The sequence below is a fragment of the Fluctibacter halophilus genome, from assembly GCF_020687825.1.
GTDB lineage: Bacteria > Pseudomonadota > Gammaproteobacteria > Enterobacterales > Alteromonadaceae > Fluctibacter > Fluctibacter halophilus.
This window is the reverse complement of the sequence record NZ_JAJEWP010000004.1, coordinates 139,280-163,421: the sequence shown is the minus strand read 5'-3', so window position 1 is coordinate 163,421 and position 24,142 is coordinate 139,280. Positions and strand designations below refer to the sequence as shown.

Below are 24,142 nucleotides of genomic sequence, written 5' to 3'. Positions count from 1 at the left end.
CATGAAGCAGACATTCAACCCTTCCCATGAAAACACAGAACATGGTTTTTCATTGGAAACGGGTGTTACTATGAAGTCTCTGAAAATAAGCTGTTAAACAAGGAGTATCGGAGTTGTTATCCGAGTTTGAAGAAAAACAATATGAGCAGCATCTAAACAATGAGTTGCTCCAAGGAAGTAATTTGATTTTCCCTCCTGGGCAGCACTTGGAAAATGTGCTGGGCTTCGATGCCGCTCTTTTTACGAGAAATAAAAATTTTTGGCGCCACTTTCTTGGTAGCTATCCTTGGTATAGGCGTTTTTTTAGATTTTACCTTAATGGTATGCACTTTCCTAAGGATGCATTTGATTTAGAGTATGCGTTCAATAATGACTTCCCTCAGTTTAAATTTAATGCATTTATACAGCACAAGCGCCCAGAAAAAATGATTAAAAATACTGCGGCGGAATGGGGTTCATGGAATCAAGAATACTACAGGTATAGAGTTTTAGACCATCAGCAATCAACTCTCGAAAATTTAGAGGCGAGTGTAGGTAATCAAGGTGTTGTTACTTATGCCAGCCCTGCGTTTCACACAAATCAAGAATTCTGGGGCGTACACAAGTCTCAGTCGTTTATCCAAAATTCCAATTTTTGCCAGCCGAGTAAATTGAAAGGGCACAGGGCCTATACTTATATCTCACCTGGCACAAATGGTATTGCACACTCGAAACCTGAAGAGGTTGAAAGCAAACACCTCATAAATGAACTAGTAAGATTATCTCAATCCGAAACCAAGCATAATTTAAAGAATTCAGAATTTGTTTTAAATAGTTGTAAAATAATTGAAAGAGCATTGGAACCGCAAGAGAAATATCGAGATCTTTACAATAAGATCGTTGGCGATCTAGATTTTCATCAACAAAAAGCACCAAAGTTATTGCGCAATCTGTATAGGCTGTCAGCATTCAAGTTTGTCACTGGAACAAGTTTATATTTTGGTGTTGGTGATAAGTCATTTGACAAGAAAATTCAGCCTCCCCGCTAGTGGCTTCGCGCTGATTTAAAGGTTAGCTGTTTAGGATATATTTTGAACATTAGTATAAAAAAAGAAATTGATTTGGTTGCAATTTTTGCATTAGGTGTGAGTGCAGTTGCCCTTTGGCAAAGTTACCAATCGAATGATGGATATATTGTAAAAGGCGGAGACAGAGCATTGGTTCTTCCCTATAAAGTAGGTGATTGCCAAACGCTTGTCTCTATTCCTGTAAGTTTCCACAACTCAGGGAAAAGGGCTGTTTCATTAGAGCGTTTTATACCTGCTGATAATGTACCCTCCCTAATTTTTCTTAAAAACCAAGAAATCGTCGAAGAAGTCAATGTCAACTACAAGCTTCATATATTTGAAGGAAAACTCCATTCCCCTAAAATGATATTTAATCTACTAAAAACAACTCCAGAATATCCTTTAGAATCATTTAAGCACCTAAATAAGTTAATTAAGCCGGGTGATTCTTTCGAAGCAAGTTTCGTGGTTACAGCTCAGGATTATGTCAATGGAGAAAAAGTTCTCGACTACATCATGGTTGCCATAGATGCCGAGTTTAGTAATGGTCAATTGTTAGAAAATCGTTCAGCCATAGACCTAAAAACTAATAGTTCTAGGGTGTGCAATAGCTAACAAATTGCTCAAGTAGGGCGCGGAAATCTTGGTTTTCTATCCTTCGTCGTCAATTTTAACCAACTGATTTTTCCTTTGATTGAGGCGCTAGCCATACAAGGACATAGAGTCAGAGTGAATATCTTGGTCATAATTTCAATCGCTATTTCCATTGGGACGACGGCTACAGCGATAGGTAATCCATTCGGTCTGATATCGGAATTTATTATTGCGCAAAGTAAAATGGTTACACTCCCTGCAATAGTCATTAGCTAAGGTGTTTTGATTGCATCTATTACCTACCTCCGCGACACGAGCTCTCAGGGCTCAGATCGTCAGAAGAAAAGCGACGAAATTTACCTAAATTTGGCTAGAGATTCATTTGATTAAGTTTATGATTTATTAAAGGATAAAAATAACTACAGAATAATTTGGGTTAGAGCATCTAGGCTGTTGCTACAAATATTGGCTTTAAAAAATGACATCAAACCTCCGACATTACAAAATCCTATTCCTTGGCAGAGGAACGGCTAAGAACAGAGCTTTATCGTGCTCTTTCAGTAAAAGCTGACAACTACTGCAATCGTCAACCATTGCCGCCACAGTTCTTCTACGGCATTGAAGCTTGGGAAACCGAAGAGTCCTTAGATGAGGTAGCTATAATCAGCAGCAACAAAATTGAAGCTCATTGTGTAGTAATTGGCAAGAACCTCCCCGAACCAGAATTAAGGCATTTATCACAGAAATCAGTAATAGCCATTTATAACTTTTTGAAATTCTCAGAAAACTATGATGATCCGTTGCCAAAAGTCGTAGATTGGGAAGGAGACTGGCAAGATAGCCATGGAACAGAACAAGGAGCCAAGAGATTTTTTGCTCATAAAAATTGTCATTACGTCGTTGATGGCATACTGCACAAAAGGAGTTAATAAGGCGTACGTGCTTTGCATCTTCACTAAGCGTTACTGATGTTCCCTTCTTACCAAAGTCAGAAGTAAGAGGGCACATAATTGTGCGTCTGCTTCTTGTCTTTAGAAGACCGCCGAAACCGAACAAACCAACGTCCGCTATTCGCTCAAAACCGACGCTGGACGGTGGTCCACTCGATGTCAGTTAGCGGGTTTTGGTGTCCCGCCGTTCCACCCGGGGGTAGCGTGCACTGGCCCATTCATGGCACACGTCGCTCACATACCCAATGATGTCCTGCTCCGCCAAATGGCTGGGGATCAGGATGTCTTCGGCGCGACGTTTCTTGCCGTCGTTGCCGACATACACTGCCTCCCACCCGTGGGGGCGGCGCATAATATCGACGTCACGGCCAAAAATAGTCAGTTTCAATGGGATTCTCCTACACCACGACCACGCAGACATCCAATGATAAGTAATATGTGTGCTATGCGTAGGGTATCAGCGACCAAAAATGCTGTCGCCTGCAATTTTCACAGCGCTGTGTTACCGGCAAACAATGCTATACTGCGCGCCTGTTTTTGCTGCTGAGTCCGGATATGCTCGACATCGTTTTATACCAACCTGAAATTCCGCCCAATACCGGTAACATTATCCGTTTGTGTGCCAATAGCGGTTTTTCCCTGCACCTGATCGAGCCATTGGGGTTCGAGTGGGATGACAAGCGGGTGCGCCGGGCTGGGCTGGATTATCACGAGTTTGCCAATGTCCAGCGTCATCAGGACTTCGATGCCTACCTGGCACACGCGCAGCCGAAAACCGTTTACGCCTGCACCACCAAAGGCAGTGGCTGGCATACCAATGCTTCGTTTAAGGCTGGTGACGCGCTGGTGTTCGGGCCGGAAACCCGTGGTCTGCCCGATGACATGCTGGCGCGCTTTGCGCCCGAGCAACGACTGCGCATTCCCATGCTGGCGGACAGTCGCAGCATGAACCTGTCCAATGCCGTGTCGGTGTTTGTGTATGAAGCGTGGCGCCAGCTGGATTTTGCCGGCGCCGTATAGCGGGATTTATTCGTGCTTTAAATCACGGCCCAACAGTGCCAGGGCGGCATCTTTGGGGGATTTTCCGTGGTACAGCACCTGATAGATTTGCTCACAGATGGGCATTTCCACACCCTGTTTTTCGGCCAGAATATGCACTTCTTCGGTGTTGCGATAACCTTCGACCACCTGACCGATGTCGGTCATGGCCTGTTCAACCCCTTTGCCCTGACCCAGCGCCAGACCGAAGCGACGGTTACGGGACTGGTTGTCGGTACAGGTCAGGATAAGATCACCGAGGCCAGCCATGCCCATAAAGGTTTCCGGCTTGGCACCCAGCTTGGCGCCCAGACGTGACATCTCGGCCAGACCACGGGTGATCAATGCGGTTCGGGCATTGGCACCAAAGCCCAGCCCGTCGGCCAGTCCGGCACCAATGGCAATCACGTTCTTCACTGCACCACCCAGTTGCACACCGATAAAGTCGGTATTTTTGTACACCCGGAAGGATTTGGCGCAATGCAGTTTCTGTGCGAATTCATCGGCCAGCACATCGTCGGTGCTCGACAGGGAAATGGCGGTGGGCAGGCCGGCGACCATTTCTTTGGCAAAGGTCGGGCCGGACAATACCGCCAGGGCCCGGTTATCGCCCAGGATGTCCCGTGCGACGTCATGCAGCAGGCGTCCGCTGCCCGGTTCCAGACCTTTGGTGGCCCAGATCACGCGCTGGTCATCACGTAACATCGGCGCAATGGTGCGCAGCATGTCAGCAAAAGCATGGCTGGGGGTTACCACCAGAATATCGCGGCTGCGATTCACCGCGTGGGCAAGATCGGCATCGACGTGCAGCGCCTCTGGGAATATAGCATCCGGCAGATAACGGGCATTGCAGCGGCTGGCTGCCATTGCCGTCATTTGTGCTTCGTCCCGGCCCCACAGGTAGGTGGGTACCTGATTGCGGGCCAGACAAAAAGCGAGGGCGGTGCCATACGACCCCGCCCCCAATACAGTTACACTGTCTTTCATCGGTGTTTAAGCATCCAGTTTGGGTGCTTGCTCAGCCTGTTGTTGTTGCTGTGCAGCCATTTTTTGCAGGTATTGTGCAAAGATAGCATCAAAGTTCACCGGTGCCAGGTTAAGTGCCGGGAAAGTTCCACGGTTAACCAGGTTGGAGATGCACTCGCGGGCGTAAGGGAACAGCACGTTGGGGCAGAAAGAGCCGATGGTGTGGGCTTTGTTCTGATCCGGCATGTCGGCAATGGTGAACACACCGGCTTGATGTACTTCACACAGGAAGCCTGTTTCTTCGCCCATGGTCGCAGTAACTGTCACCGCCAGTACCACTTCATACAGATCATCGCCCAGCGCCGCAGAGCGGGTGTCGATGTCCAGTTTGATTTCAGGCTTCCACTCTTTGCTGAAGATGGCCGGTGAATTCGGCGCTTCGAAAGAAATGTCTTTGACATAAATGCGTTGGATAGCGAATTTTGCCTGTTGTCCCTGGTCGCCTGCTTGCGCCTGGTCTGCTGCTTGATTTTCTTCAGCCATTATCTTTCCTATTTCTGTGTTTGATGACGGCCCTGTCAGGCCGAAAGAAGTGCATCCAATTGTTGTTTTGCTTCGAGGGCGTACATGTCATCGCAGCCACCGATGTGCTGATCGTTGATGAAGATCTGCGGCACGGTGTAGCCACCGTTGGCCCGTTCAATCATCACATCACGCAGTTCGGGCTGCTCATCAATCTTGATCTCGTCATAAGCGACGCCTTTTTGTGTCAGCAGTGCCTTGGCGCGGTGACAGTAAGGGCAGTAGCCTTTGGTGTAGATTTCGACGCGACTCATGTACAACTCCTGATGTCGTGGTGTTACTTGGCAACCGGCAGGTTGGCCGTTTGCCAGGCGTTCATGCCGCCTTTCAACACGCTGACCTGTTCGAAGCCCTGCTTCGACAGTTGAGCAGCGGTGCGCTTGGCGGTCATGCCCATGGCGCAAACAACAATGATGGGTTTGTTTTTACTTTTTTCAAGGGCGCTGAAGTCACCTTGGTTTACCTGTTCGGGCTTCAGTTGCTTGGCCCCCAGGATGTGACCTTTCTTAAACTCTGCCGCAGGACGGATATCCAGTACCACGGCATCATGTTTGTTCATCATCATGGTGGCGTCGTGGGTACCGATCTCTTTCACTTTTGACAGTACGCCGGCAATGCTCGAGTAAATCAGAATCGCTACCAGCGCGACCCAGATACCGGCAAGTATGGTGTGGTTGCCCACAAATTCTAACAGCTGGTCCATTACAACCGTGCCTCATTGACCCAAAAAAAGAGTGCAAAGTATATAGAAATAGGCCCCAGAAACCACCCCCTATTTGGCAATCTGTCAGGGGCCGGGAATAACTTATTGTTAAGGGATAAGTTTTGCCGGTCATTTGCCCCTAGCGCAGGGACCACAGCCGCGATAAACTGTAATAAAATTACGGTTTTTATCGGGCAGACCACGGGTAGCCCACGCAGGAGGACTTTCATGAGCGACGCAAAGAAAACATTGGCGCTGATCATTCTGGATGGCTGGGGCCATCGTGAGGAAACGGCCAACAACGCCATTGCCAATGCAAACACCCCGGTGTTAGACGATCTCTGCGCGCGCTACCCCAATACCCTGATCTCCGGCTCCGGGCTGGACGTGGGGTTACCTGAAGGCCAGATGGGCAATTCAGAAGTGGGTCACGTTAATCTGGGCGCGGGTCGTGTGGTTTATCAGGATTTCACCCGTATCAGTAAAGCGATTGCGGACGGGGAATTCAATCATAATCCGGTGTTGGTTGAGGCTATCGACAATGCCGTCAAGGCTGACAAAGCCGTGCACCTGATGGGGCTGATGTCGCCGGGTGGCGTTCACAGCCATGAAGATCACATTTTCGCGATGATCAAAATGGCGGTTGAGCGGGGCGCCAGCAAGGTCTATTTGCATGCGTTTCTGGATGGTCGTGATACACCGCCGCGCAGTGCCCAGGCGTCGCTGGAAAAAGCCGATGCCGTGTTTCAGTCCCTCGGGGTGGGCAAAACCGCCACGTTAGTGGGGCGTTACTACGCCATGGATCGGGATGAACGCTGGGATCGTGTCGAGGCGGCGTACAATCTGCTGACCCAGGGTAAGGGCGAATTCCACGCTGACAGTGCCGTTGAAGGCCTGCAGGGGGCTTACGAGCGGGGCGAGAACGACGAGTTTGTTAAACCCACCGTGATTGGCGATGCAGTGCCGATGAATGATGGTGATGCGCTGATTTTCATGAACTTCCGCGCTGACCGGGCACGGGAAATCAGCCGTGCGTTTGTGGATCAGGACTTCAATGGGTTTGAACGTGCCAGCCGTCCTCAACTAAGTGCCTTCGTGATGCTGACCGAGTATGCCGCCAATATCGATGCGCCGAGTGCGTTTCCACCGGAAACCCTGAACAATGTGATGGGGGATTGGCTGGCCCAGCACAACAAGACCCAATTGCGCATCTCCGAGACGGAGAAATATGCCCACGTGACGTTTTTCTACAGCGGCGGGCGGGAAGAACTGTATCCGGGCGAAGAACGCATTCTGGTGCCTTCCCCCAAAGTGGCGACCTACGATTTGCAGCCGGAAATGAATTCTGAAGAGCTGACCGACAAGCTGGTGGACGCCATTGCGTCGGGCAAGTTTGATGTGATTGTGTGTAACTACCCGAACGGTGACATGGTCGGCCATACCGGTGATTACGACGCGGCGGTGAAAGCGGCAGAAGCCGTTGACCATTGTCTGGGACGGGTGGTCAACGCATTGCAGGAACACGGCGGCGAGTGTTTGATCACTGCTGACCACGGTAACGCCGAAGAGATGCTTAACGAACAGACCGGTCAGGCTCACACCGCGCACACCAGTGAGTTGGTACCCTTTATCTATGTGGGGCGCGACGCAACCACCCGGGAGGGCGGAACCCTCAGTGATGTAGCGCCGACCATGTTGCACCTGATGGGGATGCCGCAGCCGGACGAGATGACCGGCACGCCCATTGTGACGCTGAAGTAAATGCGCCGTTACCACCAACCTTCATTGTCTCTGGCCCGCGCACTGTGCGGGCTTTGTCTGTGTTGGTGGGTGGGGATTGCGCCGGCATTAGCCCAGCAAAGCGATGAGCTGGAAGCCTTGCAGGACCAAATTAAGGCCCGCCAGGCAGCGCTGGACACCCGGTTGAAAGAAGCCAAAGCGCTGCAGGATACCCTCAAAGCCGAGGAGCTGCGCATCGCTGAAACGGCACGGGCGCTTAATCAGACCCAGATCAGCCTGGAAAACAACCGCCACGAGCAACAGGCCCTCAACAAACGTAAAACCGAGTTGCTGACGCAACTGGATGAACACCAGTCATTGCTGGCCAAGCAACTGCGCAGTGCCTACATGACCGGTAATCATGATTACGCCAAAATGCTGCTCAATCAGCAGAATGCCGGCAAGCTGGAGCGCATGCTGACGTACTACAACTACCTCAATACAGCGCGTCAGGAGCAGATTGAGACCTTCCGCACGCTGGTGGCGGAACTGCGTGATGTCGAAGCGTCACTGCAGACCCGTCAGGCTGAGCTGGCCGCCTTGCAACAGGAACAGAAGGCTCAGCGCCAGACCCTTGCTGCCCGTCAGGCAACCCGTCAGCAAACCCTCGATAAACTGGAACGGGCGATTGATGATGAAGCGGCCCGGATTGAACAATTGCAAATCAACGAGCAGGCATTGCTTAAAGCCATTGCCGAGGCAGAGCGAGCGTCGAGGCAGCGACCCACAACCTTGTCCGGCCTGGCCAAGCTGAAAGGAAAACTGCAACGCCCGGCAGAGGGGCGAATGCGCAACTTGTTTGGCACCCGTCGTCAGGGCCAGGTGCGCTGGAAGGGCGCGCTGTTTGAAGGCAGTGGCGGCGCTCCGGTGCGCGCCATTCATGACGGCAAAGTGCTGTTTTCTGACTGGCTTCGAGGGTTTGGCCTGGTGACGGTGATTGATCACGGCGACGGGTACATGAGCTTGTACGGGCACAATCAGGCGCTGCTTAAGCAAGCTGGCGACGGTGTATCGGCGGGTGAGACCATCGCCCTGGTCGGGCAAAGCGGTGGTCAGACGGCACCCAATCTGTACTTTGAAATCCGCCATAAGGGCACTGCCGTGAACCCCGGCCAGTGGTTACGCAAGCGCTGATCCGCGTGGCAGGCACAAAGGATGACCTGCTGCGAATTTGTCCGTATACTCGTTGCACAGGGATACAATAACAACAACCGTTAAGTTGGCCGTGCATTTCCGTTTACTGTTTGTTTTAACACTGTTGGTTTGTGCTTCGACTGCCATCGCCCGGCAGCCGCAAATTGCCTTGATCATCGATGACATGGGCAACAGTGTGCATGATCGCCGGGCCTTTAAGCTGCCCACCCATGTGGCATTTGCAATCCTGCCACACACGTCGCTTTCAACCACCTTCTCTCAGCAGGCCCGCGGGCAACAGCGGGAAGTGATCCTGCACATGCCGATGGAAGCGCTGGGTCACAATCGACTCGGCCCCGGCGCGTTGACCGCAGAGTTGTATCCCAGTGATATTGAAGCGCGCCTGAGCGCGGCACTGGCCACGGTGCCGGATGCCATCGGGGTCAACAACCACATGGGCAGCAAGCTGACCCAGTTGACCTTACCCATGCGCACGACTATGCAATACCTGCGCGAACAACAACTGTTTTTCGTCGACAGTCGCACCACCCGCTACAGCAAAGCGGAATCGATTGCCCATCAGTTCGGACTGGATTACACCAAACGCAATGTGTTTCTGGATCACTCGTTGGCGCACAAAGATATCGCCGCGCAATTTCGTCGTTTGATCCGCATCTCACAGCGCTATGGTTCGGCGGTGGGGATTGCCCATCCACATACCGAGACACTGGATTACCTGCTCAACACCTTGCCCCGTCTTGAGGTGCAGGGCATTGAACTGGTGCCACTGAGCACAGTACTGCAAACACAGCAACTGGCCCGTCGAGAGAATGACGACACGTCAATGCCTGGTCGCAACGGTGATGACAGCGCCGGCCGCTATAGCAAGTCATCGGCTGATGCACAGGCTGGCCTGTTTGAATAAGGAAACTCACTATGGCTGCGGCTAACTTACTCGCGCTACTCGATGACATCGCAACCATGCTCGACGATGTGGCAGTGTTATCCAAAGTGGCGGCCAAGAAAACCGCCGGTGTGTTGGGGGATGATTTAGCCCTGAATGCCGAGCAAGTGTCCGGTATTCGTGCCGAACGGGAATTGCCGGTGGTATGGGCGGTGGCCAAGGGCTCGTTCTGGAACAAAGTGATCCTGGTGCCCAGCGCGCTGCTGATCAGTGCTTTTGTGCCGGTGTTGATTGCGGTACTGATGGTCATTGGCGGCGCCTATCTGTGCTTCGAGGGGGCTGAAAAACTGCTCCATCGCTGGCTGCACAGCCAGCAGGACGATCCGTTGCACGGTGAGAAACTCAAAGCGCTACAGGACCCGGCTATCGACCTGGTCGCGCTGGAAAAAGACAAGATCAAAGGGGCCATTCGCACCGACTTTATTCTGTCTGCGGAAATCATTGTCATTGTACTCGGTTCCGTTCAGGACGCTGATTTTGCTACTCAGATATCGGTACTGGCGGGGCTGGCACTGGCATTTACGGTGGGCGTGTACGGACTGGTGGCGGCTATCGTCAAACTGGACGACATGGGCCTGTATTTATTGCGCAAGTCACTGAGCGGTGATTTTAATCCATTGCAACGTGCACTGGGTCGGGGATTGCTGATGACGGCCCCGGCGCTGATGAAAAGTCTGACCGTGATCGGTACCGCCGCCATGTTTCTGGTCGGTGGTGGCTTGCTGGTACACAACATTGAGGTGCTGCACCATTTGGTCGACAGCGTGCTTGCACCGCTCCAACAAGGTCTGCCGGCCTGGCTGCACGGTGTCAGCGGCATCGTACTGGAAGGTCTGGTTGGTGTATTGATTGGCGCCTTTATTGCGCTGCTCGTGTTGGGTATTGGTCGCTTACGGGGCAAGTCAGACACCTAAAACACAGCGGCTTTTTTAAACCACAACCATTGCATTTTTATGGAAATGTTATACTATAACGTTTCTTTTCAGAGCAATTGGGTGCTTTACGGTGTCAGCAAAATCTTCAATCAAAGACAAAGTCGGTATCTGGGCGTCGAGCCTGTGTGCCCTGCATTGTCTGTTGCTGCCGATACTGATCCCCGTGTTACCCTACGTCAGTGCGAGCTTCTTTGCCCAGGACTGGTTTGAAAAAACCATTCTGTCGCTGTCGATGATGATTGGTTTCTGGGCATTGCTGTCCGGATTCTATCGCTACCATCGCCAACTGTACCCGTTGTACAGCCTGTTGCTTGGCGGCCTGATTTACTGGAACAAAGACATGTTTGGTGAGGCCTATGAGCCCTTCACCATTGCCACCGGTGCGTTGCTGATTGTGGTGGCCCATGTGGCGAACATCCGTCTTTGTCAGAGCTGCAACACCTGCAACCACTGCGAATCGAATTAGTCATCACGACCCCTGTTAGCCCCTGAACTGCAATAGCTCCCGGGCATGCACCGGACTGTTACTGAACACACCATCAACGCCCCAGTCGGCCAGTTGCAGCAAGTCTTCTTTTTCATCCACGGTATAAACGAGTATTTTCAAACCCCGTTGGTGGGCATCATCCACAAAGGCCTTGTCGACGAACCCCACATCACAATGTACCGACCAGCATCCCAGCGACTGGGCAAAGGCGGCATAGTCGATGGGTTTGCCGGCCACCAGACCGCCCAGGCGAAAGGTTGGCGCTAAGTCTGAAAGTGCCTTGAGCAGATGGTGATCAAAGGATGAAAACAGCAATTGCGGGTGAGTAAAACCGGTGTGTTGACAGGCATTGTCAACATAGTCGAGTAACAGGTGTGGATGAACAATGCCTTTCATTTCAATGTTCAGCTCACAACGCCCGCCAATCAGGTTCATTGCCTGCGCAAGGGTGGGGATGCTCTGTCGCTGACCGGCATCGAGCTGTTCGATCACGTCACTGGCATGATCCTGCAGGCGACCACTGCCACTGGTGGTGCGGTGCAGCCAGCGATCGTGCAGCACCCAGAATTCGCCGTTGTGCTCGTGTACGTCAATTTCGATGCCATCGGCACCTTGTTCAACGGCAATCTCAAACGCTAACAGGGTGTTTTCAGGCGCGTGGGCACTGGCACCGCGATGGGCGAATATCTGCATGGTGATCCGTTACTGACGTTTCTGGGCATTGATGGTTTCGTAGATTGCCGCAGAGATGACCAAAATGCCACCCACAAATGTTTGCCAGGTAGGGGTTTCACCCAGAATAACGATGGCCAGGATGACGCCATAAAACGGCTGCATACAAGCCACCAACGAGAAGGTTTTGACCCGCAGGTGTTTGAGGCTGGTGGCGATCAGGGCATGGGGAAGGGCGGTTAAAAACACCCCCAGCACCAGCAACAAGCCGTAGGTGTGTAGGGATGCCTGATAAACCTGATCAGACGCAAAACCAATCAGACACAGGAAAATGATCAGGGTCTGATAGGCCATGGCGTGGGCGCCGCTGTAGTGGGAAAAGTGTTTACGGTGGATAAGGTTCCTGAACGCATACAGCACGGCTGACAGGATGCCAATACCAATACCGAGGGTCGTCTCATTGGCCAGATCCGTCTCCGGCACAATCAGCGCAATACCGCCCAACACGACCAGGGCACTGACGACATCCTGCCAGTGCAACCGGTTTCGCTCGAACAGCGGCTCCAGCAATACGGCAATGACCGGGAAGGTAAACAGGGCAATCATGCCCACCGACACGCTGGCGTACTGCATGGCGGCAAAGTAAGTCACCCAATGGGCGGCCATCAATACGCCGAGTAACAGCGCGATGGCATAACATTTTGCTGATTGCAGCTTCAGGCTGTTGCCGGTCAGCTTGACCAGCGCGGCAAGCACCACAAACGCGACCAGCGAGCGACCGAAGGTGATATCGGTGGCACTGAGTGGAATGAGCTTGGAGAACAAGGCTGTCGCACCTAACAGGATCACTGTCAGGTGCAACGACCACAGGCTCTTCTTAACCGGATCCACAGGATCAGGCTTTCAAGGTCGCAAACAATTCACCCAAACGGGTCACATCCCCGGCTTGTTGGCCATCGAACGCCAGCATGTCAGGGGCAAAACAGGCAACGACGGTGGAGCCGAGTTTAAAGCGGCCCATTTCGTCGCCCTTGTTCAGACGAATGGCATGCTCGCCTTCGGTAGGGTAACGCCAATGCTGAACATTCTGACCTGCCGGCGGGGTTACGGTACCGGCCCACACGGTTTCGATACTGGCCACAATGGTGGCTCCGACCAATACCATCGCCATCTTGCCGTGCGCGGTATCAAACACACACACGACCCGCTCATTGCGGGCGAATAAGCCGGGCACATTTTCTGTGGTCAGAGGGTTAACCGAGAACAGTTCACCGGGGACATACAGCATGTCAGTGAGCACGGCATCCATGGGCATATGAATACGGTGATAGTCACGGGGTGACAGGTAAATGGTGGCGAATTCACCGCCGATAAAAGGCGCTGCGATATCCGGATTTCCACCCAGCAGGGTGGTCAGGCTGTAGTCATGGCCTTTGGCCTGAAACACCCGATCCTGATCAATCGGACCCAGCTGGCTGACGGTACCGTCGACCGGATAGCCCAGCTGCTTGTCGTCTTCGACAAACGGACGCAGGCCGGGACGCAGTTCGCGGGTGAAAAAGTCGTTGAAGGTGGCGTAGTCTTCAGGATCTGACAAGACCGCCTCAGACATGTCCACACGGTATTGTTTGATAAAGGCTTTGATTAACGCCGTTGTCAGGCGTCCGGCTTTTGCCGCTGCCAGTGTCCCAACCAGACGGGACAACAGATGTTTGGGCAGCACATACTGCAACCGAACTTTCAACCAATTAATCAACGGATCTACTCCATAAAATGATGACGCCGCGGATTGTACACCAACTTGCCCGGCAACGTGAGATCCAGTGGGTCTAAGTCATTCGAAAACAGCGGGTTTGCTTACAGCGGAATATGCCGGGTAGGGCGCTGGTCCTGCATGGTCTGCAAAATTTTGTGATAGCTGGCAAAGCGCTCAGGACTGATATGGCCATCCTCAACCGCACTGCGCAGCAAACAACCCGGATCGTCCTGATGCTTACAATCCCGGAATTTACAGCCGCCAAGGTAGTCGCGGAACTCACGGAACCCCCAGGTGACCCGCTCGGTGGGCAAATGCCACAGCGCGAACTCTCGCACGCCGGGAGAGTCAATCAGGTCACCGCCATCGGGGAAGTGCAGCAACTTGGCTGCGGTGGTGGTGTGTTGGCCCAGCCCGGAGGTGTCCGATAGTGCGCCGATGGCCTCATTGGCTTTGGGCAGCAATTGATTGACCAGACTGGATTTCCCCACCCCGGATTGGCCGACAAACACACTGACCTTGTCGATCAGGGTCTGCTTCAGGGTGTCGAGCCCTTCACCGGATTTGCAGCTGGTGTACAGCAGGGGGTAGCCGATATCGCGATAGACAGTCAATTGCTGTTCCACCGCCTGGCGTTGCGCGTCGTCGAGCAACTCCACTTTGTTGAGCAGGATCAGCGGTGGGATGCCAACGTCCTCAGCGGCAACCAGGTAGCGGTCGATGATGTTGGTCGACAGGGTGGGTAGCACGGCACTGACAATGATGATCTGATCAATGTTGGCCGCAACCGGCTTTTCGCCGTCGTAGTAATCCGGGCGTTTGAGTACCGAGTGACGATCTTCTACCAGCTCTATCACGCCACTGATGACATCACTGCTGTCCTGACCGGGACGGAACTGTACCTTGTCACCACACACCACGCTGTCGATGGTACGGCGAATGTGACAGCGCCACACGGTGCCATCGCTGGCTTCGACATCGGCGTGTTTACCAAAGCGCCCGGTGACCAGACCGGATTGCAGTGGCCCCAGATGCTCGTCACTCACTGGCGTGTCAGCCTGGCTCATTCGTTTGCGTCGGTTGGCAGAAACCTGACGTTTTTGTCGATGGGTCAGTTTTGGTCTTTTTGCCACCGGAATGTCATACTCTATTGGTCTTCAATGGGCATACATGGTACCTTCACGACCCCGTTATTGGTACTTTTTCCTGTCCGTGATGCAGGTATTTTTTGGAGATTGACACTGACCATGGCTGCTGACGAAAACAATCTGGTTTGGATTGATATGGAAATGACCGGACTGGATCCGGAAACGGATGTGGTGTTGGAGATTGCCACCATCGTCACCGATTCTCAGCTCAATGTGGTGGCTGAAGGGCCGGTACTGGCTGTCCATCAGCCTGATGATGTGCTGGACAATATGGACCCCTGGTGCGTGGAAACCCACGGTAAGTCTGGCCTCACCGCCCGTTGTCGTGCCAGTAATGTCAGCGTGACCGATGCCGCAGTACAGACCATTGCGTTTCTGCAACAGCACGTACCAAAAGGCAAGTCGCCGCTGTGCGGCAATACCATCGGCCAGGATCGTCGCTTTATGGTCAAGTACATGCCTGAACTGGAAGATTATTTTCATTATCGCAGTATCGATGTCAGCACCATCAAAGAATTGGTGCGTCGCTGGCAGCCGGATATCCTCAATGGTTTTACCAAGCAGGGAACCCACCTGGCTCTGGACGACATTCGGGAATCCATTGCTGAACTGCGTTTTTACCGCGAAAAGGTCTTCAGCGTTTAAAAAAACGCCACTTGCGCGGCGGAGTTAAAAATAACGCTTGCGTCTTAGTGGCATTTTTGTAAAATGCGCACCCGCTTCGGTACTGAAGCGCGCACAATGTGACGCGGGAATAGCTCAGTTGGTAGAGCACAACCTTGCCAAGGTTGGGGTCGCGAGTTCGAGTCTCGTTTCCCGCTCCAAACATTGTCAAAATCTGTCTGCACATCGCAGCACCAAAATGCGGGAATAGCTCAGTTGGTAGAGCACAACCTTGCCAAGGTTGGGGTCGCGAGTTCGAGTCTCGTTTCCCGCTCCAATTTCTCCTCTTTCATACATGTCCGTTCAGGTGATGAAAAACTCGCCATTGGTCTAATTGTCTGTGTCTACGTAATGCCTAAAATGCCCTGGTTATTATTCTCTGAGGGTAAGTGGTGTATACGATTCGACATATGTGGGAGCCGAGCCTAACCGTGAGCTCGTTGCGCGAATTACGCAATGTTCTGGTTCAGCGCTACATGAACGAAGTGGTCGAAGTTGAGTGTGACAGCGACGACGATGAACCGGCATTGCTGTACCTGCAAATCGCGCCCCAAGGCGCCGTGCATACGTTCACACGACGCCCGTGCTTCCTTGACCTGTTCGTGACCCACGATGAGGTGCTGATCGAAGCGCGCAAAAACTTACGTTCTCTGGGGGTCTGAGGCCGTGCTCCTGCCAATCGCCTGATCGGCACTGGCTAACTCTGTGCTCAGGCGCTGACTCTCGTCGGCTCTGGGACGGGTAAACCGAGCCAGCCAGTAGTAGAACACCGGGGTCAGGTAGAGGGTAAACAGCACTGCCAATCCCAAGCCACCAAACACGACCCAGCCAATCGCATTGCGGGCCTCTGCGCCCGCACCACTGGATAAGATGAGGGGCAAGCCACCCAACAGGGTCGACAGCAATGTCATGGCAATGGGGCGCAATCTGACATGTCCAGCTTCAATGATCGCCTGTTTGACCGAATGGCCTCTGTCGCGCAACTGGTCGGCAAACTCAACCAGCAAGATGGCGTTTTTGGCCAACAGACCAATCAGCATGACCAGACCAATCTGCGAATAGACGTTGACCGACGTGCCGGTCAGGAACAGTGCCGCAATCGCAGCGGCCAAGCCAAATGGCACGGTCAGCATCACCACCACCGCACTGTTGATACTTTCAAACTGTGCGGCCAGTACCAGCAGGACAATCACGAACGCCAGGATGTAGGTGATGGTGACTTGCTGACTGGTTTCTTCAAACGTCCGGGCCTCGCCCAGAAACACTAATCCGGTGCCATCTGGCAATGTCTCATGGGCCAGCGAACGGACACTCTCTACCGCCTGTTTTAACGGTACATCTGCCGGCAATTCCAGTTCCATTTCGATGGCCCGACGTTGGGCGTGGCGCTCAAGCTCCGCAGCAACCCCTTCTTCGGTGATGTAAGCAATGCTCGACATCGGCACCAGACCGTTGCGACCCTGCACGTACAGGTTGGTCAGATCCGACGGGTTCCTGAGCTGTTGCCGGGACGCCTGTAGCATGATCGGAATGGATTGATCGCCGACGTTGAGGTCGGCCACGTCATCACCGTTGATGGCCGCCCGCAAGGTTGTGGCAATGTCGGTGAAGGATACGCCCAGCTCTTCCGCGCGGCGCCGGTCAATGTTAACCCGCAACTGGGGCTGCGTTGGCTGATAGGAGATATCCGCTTTGCCCAATGCCGGCATACGCTGCTCAATCTCGGCAGCGAAGGCCAGAGCGGCCTGGTAAATGTCTTCATAACGGTTACCGGTCAGGGCAAATTCCAGACCGCCTCCCTGTCCCCGCAGGTTAAGACTGTTGGCACCGAAAGCCCGTGCCGGTGCACCGGGAATGTCGCCGAGCGCCGGTCGCAGGTCATTGATGATTTGTTGCTGAGATTGCTCCCGTTCCTGCCAGGGATGCAATGGCGCGGTGATAAACACGATGTTTGGATCCCAACGCCCGACGATGGTGTAGATCGATGCGATATCACCGTTTTCGACAAACGGCATCAGCGCCTCTTCCATTTTGTGCGCCTGACGATCCATAAAGTTGATCCCTACACCGTCCGGACCGCGGGCAAAGATGCGCACGTTCCCGCGGTCTTCAGGAGGCAGCAGTTCGTTATCCAGTTGCTGGTACAGATAACCTGCGCCCAGCGCACACAACAGACTGGCTGATACCACCACGATGCTGTGTCGCAACGCCCATTGCAGTGACCGGTCGTAGACACTGACCAGTAACAGGCCAAACCGGGTCAGGAAGGTTTCCCGGGACGCTTTGAGGGGCAGACGGGCGGTCAGAGCGGGCACCAGTGACAAGGCCACAAACGACGATATGATCACGGCACCGGCCAATACGCCGCCGAATTCCCGGAACAGCCGCCCGGCGGTGCTGGGTAAAAAGGCGATAGGGATGAACACGGCCGCTAACACAGCCGTGGTGGCGACGACGGCGAAGAACACTTCCCGGGATCCTATCACTGCGGCAGCACGCGGTCCCAGCCCCATGTTCCGTCGCCGTTGAATGTTTTCCGATACCACAATGGCATCATCGACGATCAGGCCGGTGGCAAGCACCAGCGCCAACAAGGTCAGGATGTTGATGGAGAAGCCCAGTGCCCACATGATGGACAACACACCCACGAGGGAAACCGGAATGGCCAGCGCCGGAACGATGGTGGTTCTGCCGGAACCAATAAAGACCCACAGGGTGATGATGACCAGAGCAATGGTGAGCAGAAGCGACTGGATCACTTCTTCAACGGAGCTGCGGATGAACAGAGCGTCATCCGACGTGACGACGATGTCCAGATCGGCAAAACGGTCACCCAGACGCTCGACCATCGCCAGCACTTCGTCGGATATCTCAATGGTGTTGGAGCCGGCCTGGCGGATAATGCCCAGACCCACGACCGGTTTGCCATCCAGCCTGACCAGGCTTTGTGCATCGGCGGGGCCGAAGTACACGTTCGCCACATCACCAATTCGGGTATTACCCTGTACCACAATGTCTTCGACCTGTTGGGTGGTGACCGAGGTGGCATCAGCGCGCACGATCAGTTGTTGGTCACTGCTGCGGATGCTGCCCGCCGGCACATCAAACGGTGCCAGTCGCAGTGCTGCCGCAACGTCTGTGACCGATAAGCCGAAACTGGTCAGGCGCAGCGGGTCGAGGGTGACCCGGAGTACTCGTTCCCGGTCGCCGTTCAGGCGTACATCAGCGACGCCCGGAATACTGAGGAATAAAGGGGCCAGATCCGTTTCAACAATTTCTGTGACGGTTTCCAGGTTCAGTGTGTCACTGGACACCGCCAGACTGACCACGGACTGGGCATCATTGTCGGCTTTGATGATGGCAAGTTGTTCAACTTGATCGGGCAACTCCCGCTGTATGCGGCTGACCGATTCGCGGGTCTCATTGGCGGCATTTTCCAGGTCGATATCGGGTCTGAATTCCACCACGATGCGTGAAAAGCCTTCCTCACTCTGGGCGCGAATGGATTTGACCCCACTGACCCGCGCCACGGCACCTTCCAGCTTACTGGTAACTTCTGTATCAACGGTTTCCGGTGAGCCGCCGACGAAGCGGGCGGTAACGGTGACAATGGGGCGGTCCACATCAGGAAGTTCACGCACTTCGAGACCAAAAATCGCCGCAATGCCGGCGATGATGATCAGCAGGTTGAGCACGACGATCAGGACAGGGCGGCGGATCGACAGCGACGGCAGGTCGTTGTTGTCTGTAGACAGGGGGGATTGCATCAGCGTACCTCCGCGACGGCCGTATCTACAACCGCCTGTCCGGGGCGCAAACGTTGGATCCCTTCGACAATCAATATGCCATCAGCAGGGATGTCCCCTTTGACCAGGATACGGCCCTGCAGACGCTGGACAATTTCCACATCGACCCGTTTGGCTTTACTCTCGGCATTCAGCCAAACGTAGGCACCCGTCGCTCCCCAGGCAAGGCTTGCTTCAGGTACAACCGCATAGTTCTGCCCTGTGGTTTGCAGAGTAACCCTGAAGCTCATGCCCGGACGATAAACATCCTCGGGGTTGTCGAGTAGGGCCCGTGCTTTGAGGGTGCGGTCATCGGCACTGACACGGCTGTCAATTTGCGCCAGTGTCGCAACCAGTGTTTGCTGTCTGTCGGTCCAGGGTTGCAGTGCCACATTGGTTTGCTGATTCAGCAGGGCTGCGGCGCTTTCCGGTGCTTCGAAATTGATGTACAGCTGATGGCGATCATCAATGGTGGTGATCAGGGTTTGTTCGTTGATGCGGTCGCCAACTTCAATGTCGGTCAGTCCGACCACGCCGTCGAACGGCGCGATAACGGAGCGATCCGCCAGTGCAATTCGGGCTTCACGCAAATCAACAGCGGCCAGATCCCGAACCGTGATGGCGTCATCCAGGTCGCTTTGCGCCACAGCGCCCTGCTTTTTACTGTCCAGTAGGCGCTGTACTCTGCGCTCAGCATCTTTGAGGCGTATCTCTGCGCGACTCACCGCAACTTCTTGTCGGCGGGCGTCCAACGCCAGCAGTACATCACCTTGCTTCACCCACTGACCGGGCTTGAAGTTCACTGCGACCACGCGATCAGCGACTGCCGGGTAAAGGGCAACACTGCGCAATGCTTCAGCGTTACCGACAATCTGAGTGGTTTGCAATGCTGATTCAAAGGCAACCGGCTGGGTGACCACAGCAGTGGCAGAAGCACCTCGCTGTTGGGCATGGGAAGATGCCATCAGGCATAACATAAACATTGCAGTCAATGGTCGTCGCGACATGGGCTAACCTCTTTGTGTCCAACATCTGGGTACGTGATGTTTGTTGAATTTGATCACTGTCATTATGGGAGTAGCACTCCCGGTACAAGGGTAAAAGCGCCATAGCATGTCAGCAATTTTTGTGACGTTAAATGCGAATAAGATGCATTCCATAAAAATGTCGACCAATTTCAGGCCAATTTTACCGGTGTTAAGCCCATGAATAATCATTCATGCCCAGAATTTGTACGATTGTTGTGCAAACACTGACCTGTGCCGGGCATTCGTCGTACAAGCCCGTATGCGCTGTGTTCCAGGAGGTAGCCAGTTGCACAATGTTGGTGCTTTAGTCCGTTACCGGGCTTGCTAACGGCTGGCTGAAGGTGGAAATAGTGCATAAATATGCAGATGCTGACTGAAAAGCCGAATATTTTCAGGGAGTTAAACCTTGATAAGGGCACGTTTTATGCTGTTATTAGTAGTGGGCCAATGGCTTCACCCACTTACTGGAGACACACATGACAGCACAAAAACACAATGTGCTGCGCCACTCTGCAATTGCGATTGCCTTGGCAGCAGCGACTTTCAGTGGGATGACGTACGCGCAGGAAGCGGCACAAACAGACACCCCGACCCAAGACGTAGAACGGGTGGTGATCACCGGTTCACGCATTGCAAGGGATGTGAATCTGGCATCAAGTTCGCCGATCCAATCGGTGTCAACGGAGGAAATTAAGTCCTCCGGTGAGTTCAACATCGTTGATGTGATGAACGATGTTCCGGCACTGTTTTCTTCAACCACCACCGGTTCCGCCAATGCCAACAACGGCGAAGCGTTTGCCGCAGGTGCGAACATTCTCAGTCTGCGTGGTTTGGGCGCCAACCGGACGTTGGTGCTGGTCAATGGTAAGCGCCATGTGGGCGGTGCCCAAGGTTCGTCGGCGGTGGATATCGGTTCAATTCCGTCGCAATTGATCAAGAGTGTTGAAGTGCTGACCGGCGGTGCATCCGCGGTTTACGGTGCTGATGCAGTGACCGGCGTGGTTAACTTCATACTGGAAGACAGTTACGAGGGCTTTGAGTTTGATGCCCGTGTTGGCCAATCCAGTGAGGGAGATGCCCAGCAATTTGTGTTGGCTACCACCTTTGGAGAAAACTTCGATAATGATCGCGGTAATGTTGCCATCAGTATCGAGTATGCCAAAGACGATGGCTTAAGAGCCTCACAGCGGGATGGCGGCGTGTTCATTGGCTCCGGGCGGGACTGGGTTAACCCTGCGAAACGTTTTCAACAGGGGGATATCTCCGGTGATATGCCCAATTTTGCCAACTACTACAGTCCGGCCAATGATCGGGTCAGCTTCGGACTGGCGGTCCCCGGCAGTGCCGAAGAATTTGTCAGTTTATACCAAGAAGCGTTTGGCAGTGCGCCAAACCTGACCCAATCTGAATTGAGTTATATTGCCGCCGCTGCGGCCGCACCTCAACGTGCTGTGCTGCCAGGACGGACCTTCCCGTTCACTTCGGGATACGGTTACATTGTGCCCGGCAACGCCTTTACCTTCGCCGGGTTTGACGCCGCCACCCCAATTGATTTGGACAATAACGGTGTGCCGGATTGTTACGACTCTTTCACCGGATACAACTCGTCGTTTGCTGCAGATGCGTTTGGCGCCCTGGGTGGATGCTGGAATGTCACTGAAGATGGTAACTATCGTCCGGTACAGGATGGCTTGGTGGCCAATGGCTTTCAGGGTTTTTACGGTGACTCATTCAATACCATTCAGCAGCAGGACAGCTGGCTGTTGATCCCGGAAGAAAAAATCAACATTAACCTGTTGAGCCGTTACGATTTGACCGACGATGTGACCCTCTACGGTGAGCTCAAATATGCCATGCAGGAAGTCGAAAATGGCTTTCAACCCACGTCTTTCTGGGATCTGTTGTTGGGCGCGCCGGATAACCCCTTCCTGCCGGACTTTATTCGTCCGGTGGCTGAGCAGACCGGCGGTGTCGGGATCACCATCGATCCTATCGGTATCGGCGAAGGGAACACCAAAACCGAGCGTGACACCTTGCGCATCGTTGGTGGCATCCGTGGTTATATGGAAAACGGTTGGAACTACGAGCTTAGTGCCGTTTACGGCAAGTTTAAGCGCGAATCCACCCGTTACAATTCGGTGGTTGTGGACCGCTTTATGGCGGCAATTGATGCGGTGATCGATCCGGCCACCGGCAATCCGGCCTGTCGTGCTGACGTTGATCCAAACGCGCCGGCCATGGGCACGCCGTTCAACATTCCAGATTATGACCCTGGTTATTTCACCTTTACCCCCGGGGCAGGGCAGTGTGTACCGCTGAATATCTGGGCCGGCAGAACCGGCATCACCCAGGAGGCGGTAGACTGGGTGACCGTCACCGAACGGGATCAATTGACCCTGGAACAGACTGTCTTGTCGGCTACTCTGGCGGGTGATTTGTCCGAGTATTTTGAGTTGCCCGCGGGCCCCATCGCGTTCGCGATGGGCGGGGAATACCGCAAAGAAGAATCAACCGCCACTTTTGATCCCTGGCAGCGCGGTGTGTTACCCGAAGGTTCTGCCTTTACCGCCGGTACCAATGTGGCCGACTATTCTGGCAATACCAAACTGACCTTCCGGCCAATGACCACCACACGTAATGAAAGGGGCGGCTATGAAGTGACCGAAGTGTTCGGCGAAGTGTCGATTCCGCTGCTCTACGATGCGCCGCTGGCATCAGAACTGACATTGGATTTGGCGGCGCGCTACTCGGACTACACGACCATCGGCACCACCACCACGTGGCTTGCCAAAGTGGTGTGGGCACCGTTTGAAGACTTGCGCATTCGCGCCAACATTTCCGAGGCAGTGCGCGCGCCTAACGTGACCGAGCTGTTTGGTCCGGAAGTGGGCACCACCTTCCGGCCAGCGGACCCTTGCGATGCCGCACAGATTCAGGCTCTGCGTGAAAATGGTCTGGTGGAGCTCGCCAACAATACACAGGCTAATTGTGTGGCTGATTTTGCCACCATTGGACTGGACCCGTTTGATGATGAGGGCAATTATGCCTTCAGTGACCCGTTGTCTGCGGCGTTTGGTGGCCTGACCGGCGGTAACCCTGATTTGCAGGAAGAAACCGCTGAAACCACCACCATCGGGTTTGTGTATACCCCTGAATTTGTAGAAGGGTTAAGCATCAGTGTTGACTACTGGGACATCCAACTGGACGATGCGGTTAATGCAATAAGTGACCAGAACATTGCCGATGGCTGTTATCAGGGCAACAGTCTGAATCCACAGTTCTGCGAATTGTTGGCGAGAAACAGCGATCCTGACTCGATCTTTTACGGTGGCTTTAACTTTATGAAGTCAACCTCCATCAACTTTGCCAAACGGGAGACCAGTGGTTATGACTTTACCCTGGATTATCAGTTCGAGGTCGATAAACATCGCTTCGAGTTTGGCATTGCCGGGACCAAAGTGGATGAACTGAATGACTTTAACAATCCACTGGATTTGACCGATGTTGACCCGGAGTTGGGTGAGATACGTCGCCCCGAGTTGGCCGGCAATGTGACCTTGCAATGGCAATATGAAAACCTGACGGTGGGTTGGCAAGGGCAGTATGTGGATGAAATGCTGTTGGCCTATGTAGAGATTGAAACTGCACAGGCGCTCTACGGTGATGCCGTGTTCATGGATGACATGTGGATCCACGACCTGAATGCCCGCTATGTGCTGGATGATAATCTGGAAGTCTACGGTGGTATCAACAATGTCACCGACGAAGAGCCCTTTATCACCAACTATGCCTATCCGGTCAGTGCCCGGGGGCGTTACGTGTTTATGGGCTTTAACGTCCGGATGTAATGGGCAAAACCCTCACAAAGCCCGGCCTGGTCCGGGCTTTGTTGTTTAAAAACCTTGTGCTTTG

Annotated in this window: 23 protein-coding genes and 2 tRNA genes; 14 read left to right on the top strand and 11 right to left on the bottom strand. The window is 53.5% G+C overall.

Features of this window, described 5'->3' with window-relative positions; translation table 11 throughout:
* Nucleotides 1-113: 113 nt before the first annotated feature.
* From LJ739_RS13940 to LJ739_RS13930, 3 genes are all read left to right on the top strand, one after another.
* Nucleotides 114-1,028: a hypothetical protein gene (locus LJ739_RS13940; protein ID WP_229161420.1), complete on the top strand. Its 915-nt coding sequence runs from the start codon at nucleotides 114-116 to the stop codon at nucleotides 1,026-1,028.
* 42 nt (nucleotides 1,029-1,070) lie between these two features.
* Nucleotides 1,071-1,661, top strand: a complete 591-nt coding sequence (locus LJ739_RS13935) for a hypothetical protein (protein WP_229161418.1) — start codon at nucleotides 1,071-1,073, stop codon at nucleotides 1,659-1,661.
* Between the two features lie 494 nt (nucleotides 1,662-2,155).
* Complete coding sequence (locus LJ739_RS13930; protein ID WP_229161417.1) at nucleotides 2,156-2,569, top strand: hypothetical protein; 414 nt, start codon at nucleotides 2,156-2,158, stop codon at nucleotides 2,567-2,569.
* 184 nt (nucleotides 2,570-2,753) lie between these two features.
* Here LJ739_RS13930 and LJ739_RS13925 read toward each other — a convergent pair whose 3' ends face one another.
* Entirely contained in the window at nucleotides 2,754-2,978 is a 225-nt protein-coding gene (locus tag LJ739_RS13925; protein ID WP_229161416.1) for a DUF7661 family protein, read from the bottom strand.
* A 167-nt stretch (nucleotides 2,979-3,145) separates the two neighbouring features.
* On the opposite strand from LJ739_RS13925, the gene trmL reads away from it, so the two are divergent.
* Nucleotides 3,146-3,610, top strand: a complete 465-nt coding sequence (gene trmL, locus LJ739_RS13920) for a tRNA (uridine(34)/cytosine(34)/5-carboxymethylaminomethyluridine(34)-2'-O)-methyltransferase TrmL (protein ID WP_229161415.1) — start codon at nucleotides 3,146-3,148, stop codon at nucleotides 3,608-3,610.
* 6 nt (nucleotides 3,611-3,616) lie between these two features.
* Here trmL and gpsA read toward each other — a convergent pair whose 3' ends face one another.
* From gpsA to LJ739_RS13900, 4 genes are read right to left on the bottom strand one after another with little or no spacing between them, the layout of a single operon-like run.
* Nucleotides 3,617-4,615, bottom strand: a complete 999-nt coding sequence (gene gpsA, locus LJ739_RS13915) for an NAD(P)H-dependent glycerol-3-phosphate dehydrogenase (RefSeq protein ID WP_229161413.1) — start codon at nucleotides 4,613-4,615, stop codon at nucleotides 3,617-3,619.
* A gap of 6 nt (nucleotides 4,616-4,621) precedes the next feature.
* Nucleotides 4,622-5,137 carry a protein-export chaperone SecB gene (secB, locus tag LJ739_RS13910; RefSeq protein ID WP_229161411.1) on the bottom strand — a complete coding sequence of 172 codons (516 nt, stop codon included), beginning with the start codon at nucleotides 5,135-5,137 and terminating at the stop codon, nucleotides 4,622-4,624.
* Between the two features lie 35 nt (nucleotides 5,138-5,172).
* Nucleotides 5,173-5,430 (bottom strand): glutaredoxin 3, encoded by a 258-nt coding sequence (grxC, locus tag LJ739_RS13905; protein WP_229161408.1) that lies wholly within the window; start codon nucleotides 5,428-5,430, stop codon nucleotides 5,173-5,175.
* 23 nt (nucleotides 5,431-5,453) lie between these two features.
* Nucleotides 5,454-5,879 (bottom strand): rhodanese-like domain-containing protein, encoded by a 426-nt coding sequence (locus LJ739_RS13900; protein WP_229161405.1) that lies wholly within the window; start codon nucleotides 5,877-5,879, stop codon nucleotides 5,454-5,456.
* 228 nt (nucleotides 5,880-6,107) lie between these two features.
* Here LJ739_RS13900 and gpmM point away from each other — a divergent pair, with 228 nt between their 5' ends.
* The 5 genes from gpmM (at nucleotide 6,108) to LJ739_RS13875 (ending at nucleotide 11,157) form a co-directional block, all read left to right on the top strand.
* Nucleotides 6,108-7,640 (top strand): 2,3-bisphosphoglycerate-independent phosphoglycerate mutase, encoded by a 1,533-nt coding sequence (gene gpmM / locus LJ739_RS13895; RefSeq protein ID WP_229161403.1) that lies wholly within the window; start codon nucleotides 6,108-6,110, stop codon nucleotides 7,638-7,640.
* The gene (locus LJ739_RS13890; RefSeq protein WP_229161401.1) at nucleotides 7,641-8,792 is read left to right on the top strand and encodes a murein hydrolase activator EnvC family protein; all 1,152 of its coding nucleotides are present in this window, start codon (nucleotides 7,641-7,643) and stop codon (nucleotides 8,790-8,792) included. It begins immediately after the preceding gene.
* Between the two features lie 91 nt (nucleotides 8,793-8,883).
* Nucleotides 8,884-9,717, top strand: a complete 834-nt coding sequence (locus LJ739_RS13885; RefSeq protein WP_229161398.1) for a divergent polysaccharide deacetylase family protein — start codon at nucleotides 8,884-8,886, stop codon at nucleotides 9,715-9,717.
* Between the two features lie 11 nt (nucleotides 9,718-9,728).
* Entirely contained in the window at nucleotides 9,729-10,670 is a 942-nt protein-coding gene (locus LJ739_RS13880) for a DUF808 domain-containing protein (protein ID WP_229161397.1), read from the top strand.
* A gap of 91 nt (nucleotides 10,671-10,761) precedes the next feature.
* Entirely contained in the window at nucleotides 10,762-11,157 is a 396-nt protein-coding gene (locus LJ739_RS13875; protein ID WP_229161395.1) for a MerC domain-containing protein, read from the top strand.
* A gap of 15 nt (nucleotides 11,158-11,172) precedes the next feature.
* Here LJ739_RS13875 and LJ739_RS13870 read toward each other — a convergent pair whose 3' ends face one another.
* The 4 genes from LJ739_RS13870 to rsgA all read right to left on the bottom strand — a co-directional run bounded on the left by LJ739_RS13870 (nucleotide 11,173) and on the right by rsgA (nucleotide 14,739).
* Entirely contained in the window at nucleotides 11,173-11,871 is a 699-nt protein-coding gene (locus LJ739_RS13870) for a glycerophosphodiester phosphodiesterase (RefSeq protein ID WP_229161393.1), read from the bottom strand.
* Between the two features lie 9 nt (nucleotides 11,872-11,880).
* Nucleotides 11,881-12,741: a DMT family transporter gene (locus tag LJ739_RS13865; protein WP_229161392.1), complete on the bottom strand. Its 861-nt coding sequence runs from the start codon at nucleotides 12,739-12,741 to the stop codon at nucleotides 11,881-11,883.
* Between the two features lie 4 nt (nucleotides 12,742-12,745).
* On the bottom strand, nucleotides 12,746-13,606 hold the full coding sequence (asd, locus tag LJ739_RS13860) for an archaetidylserine decarboxylase (protein WP_229161391.1): 861 nt from the start codon (nucleotides 13,604-13,606) through the stop codon (nucleotides 12,746-12,748).
* A 101-nt stretch (nucleotides 13,607-13,707) separates the two neighbouring features.
* On the bottom strand, nucleotides 13,708-14,739 hold the full coding sequence (gene rsgA, locus LJ739_RS13855) for a small ribosomal subunit biogenesis GTPase RsgA (protein ID WP_229161390.1): 1,032 nt from the start codon (nucleotides 14,737-14,739) through the stop codon (nucleotides 13,708-13,710).
* A 114-nt stretch (nucleotides 14,740-14,853) separates the two neighbouring features.
* Here rsgA and orn point away from each other — a divergent pair, with 114 nt between their 5' ends.
* From orn to LJ739_RS13835, 4 genes are all read left to right on the top strand, one after another.
* A complete protein-coding gene (orn, locus tag LJ739_RS13850; protein ID WP_229161389.1) occupies nucleotides 14,854-15,399 on the top strand; it encodes an oligoribonuclease in 546 nt (181 codons plus the stop codon).
* A 103-nt stretch (nucleotides 15,400-15,502) separates the two neighbouring features.
* Nucleotides 15,503-15,578: transfer RNA gene (locus LJ739_RS13845), tRNA-Gly, on the top strand.
* A 40-nt stretch (nucleotides 15,579-15,618) separates the two neighbouring features.
* A tRNA-Gly gene (locus tag LJ739_RS13840) sits at nucleotides 15,619-15,694 on the top strand.
* 154 nt (nucleotides 15,695-15,848) lie between these two features.
* The gene (locus LJ739_RS13835) at nucleotides 15,849-16,079 is read left to right on the top strand and encodes a hypothetical protein (RefSeq protein ID WP_229161387.1); all 231 of its coding nucleotides are present in this window, start codon (nucleotides 15,849-15,851) and stop codon (nucleotides 16,077-16,079) included.
* Here LJ739_RS13835 and LJ739_RS13830 read toward each other — a convergent pair.
* Both LJ739_RS13830 and LJ739_RS13825 read right to left on the bottom strand, forming a co-directional pair.
* On the bottom strand, nucleotides 16,059-19,184 hold the full coding sequence (locus tag LJ739_RS13830) for an efflux RND transporter permease subunit (RefSeq protein WP_229161386.1): 3,126 nt from the start codon (nucleotides 19,182-19,184) through the stop codon (nucleotides 16,059-16,061). The two genes, LJ739_RS13835 and LJ739_RS13830, sit on opposite strands and share 21 nt — an antisense overlap.
* Nucleotides 19,184-20,209, bottom strand: coding sequence for an efflux RND transporter periplasmic adaptor subunit (locus LJ739_RS13825; RefSeq protein WP_229161385.1), 1,026 nt, complete (start codon nucleotides 20,207-20,209; stop codon nucleotides 19,184-19,186). Before LJ739_RS13825 ends, LJ739_RS13830 begins: the two co-directional genes overlap by 1 nt.
* 497 nt (nucleotides 20,210-20,706) lie before the next feature.
* Between LJ739_RS13825 and LJ739_RS13820 the strand changes: the two genes are divergently transcribed.
* The gene (locus LJ739_RS13820) at nucleotides 20,707-24,078 is read left to right on the top strand and encodes a TonB-dependent receptor domain-containing protein (RefSeq protein WP_229161384.1); all 3,372 of its coding nucleotides are present in this window, start codon (nucleotides 20,707-20,709) and stop codon (nucleotides 24,076-24,078) included.
* Nucleotides 24,079-24,142: the final 64 nt, after the last annotated feature.

Coding starts and splice junctions, on each gene's coding strand:
- trmL (WP_229161415.1), top strand. CDS start 3,146: ATGCTCGACATCGTTTTATACCAACCTGAAATTCCGCCCAATACCGGT.
- LJ739_RS13890 (WP_229161401.1), top strand. CDS start 7,641: ATGCGCCGTTACCACCAACCTTCATTGTCTCTGGCCCGCGCACTGTGC.
- LJ739_RS13825 (WP_229161385.1), bottom strand. CDS start 20,209: ATGTCGCGACGACCATTGACTGCAATGTTTATGTTATGCCTGATGGCA.
- LJ739_RS13900 (WP_229161405.1), bottom strand. CDS start 5,879: ATGGACCAGCTGTTAGAATTTGTGGGCAACCACACCATACTTGCCGGT.
- secB (WP_229161411.1), bottom strand. CDS start 5,137: ATGGCTGAAGAAAATCAAGCAGCAGACCAGGCGCAAGCAGGCGACCAG.
- LJ739_RS13830 (WP_229161386.1), bottom strand. CDS start 19,184: ATGCAATCCCCCCTGTCTACAGACAACAACGACCTGCCGTCGCTGTCG.
- gpmM (WP_229161403.1), top strand. CDS start 6,108: ATGAGCGACGCAAAGAAAACATTGGCGCTGATCATTCTGGATGGCTGG.
- orn (WP_229161389.1), top strand. CDS start 14,854: ATGGCTGCTGACGAAAACAATCTGGTTTGGATTGATATGGAAATGACC.
- gpsA (WP_229161413.1), bottom strand. CDS start 4,615: ATGAAAGACAGTGTAACTGTATTGGGGGCGGGGTCGTATGGCACCGCC.
- LJ739_RS13880 (WP_229161397.1), top strand. CDS start 9,729: ATGGCTGCGGCTAACTTACTCGCGCTACTCGATGACATCGCAACCATG.
- LJ739_RS13870 (WP_229161393.1), bottom strand. CDS start 11,871: ATGCAGATATTCGCCCATCGCGGTGCCAGTGCCCACGCGCCTGAAAAC.
- grxC (WP_229161408.1), bottom strand. CDS start 5,430: ATGAGTCGCGTCGAAATCTACACCAAAGGCTACTGCCCTTACTGTCAC.
- LJ739_RS13820 (WP_229161384.1), top strand. CDS start 20,707: ATGACAGCACAAAAACACAATGTGCTGCGCCACTCTGCAATTGCGATT.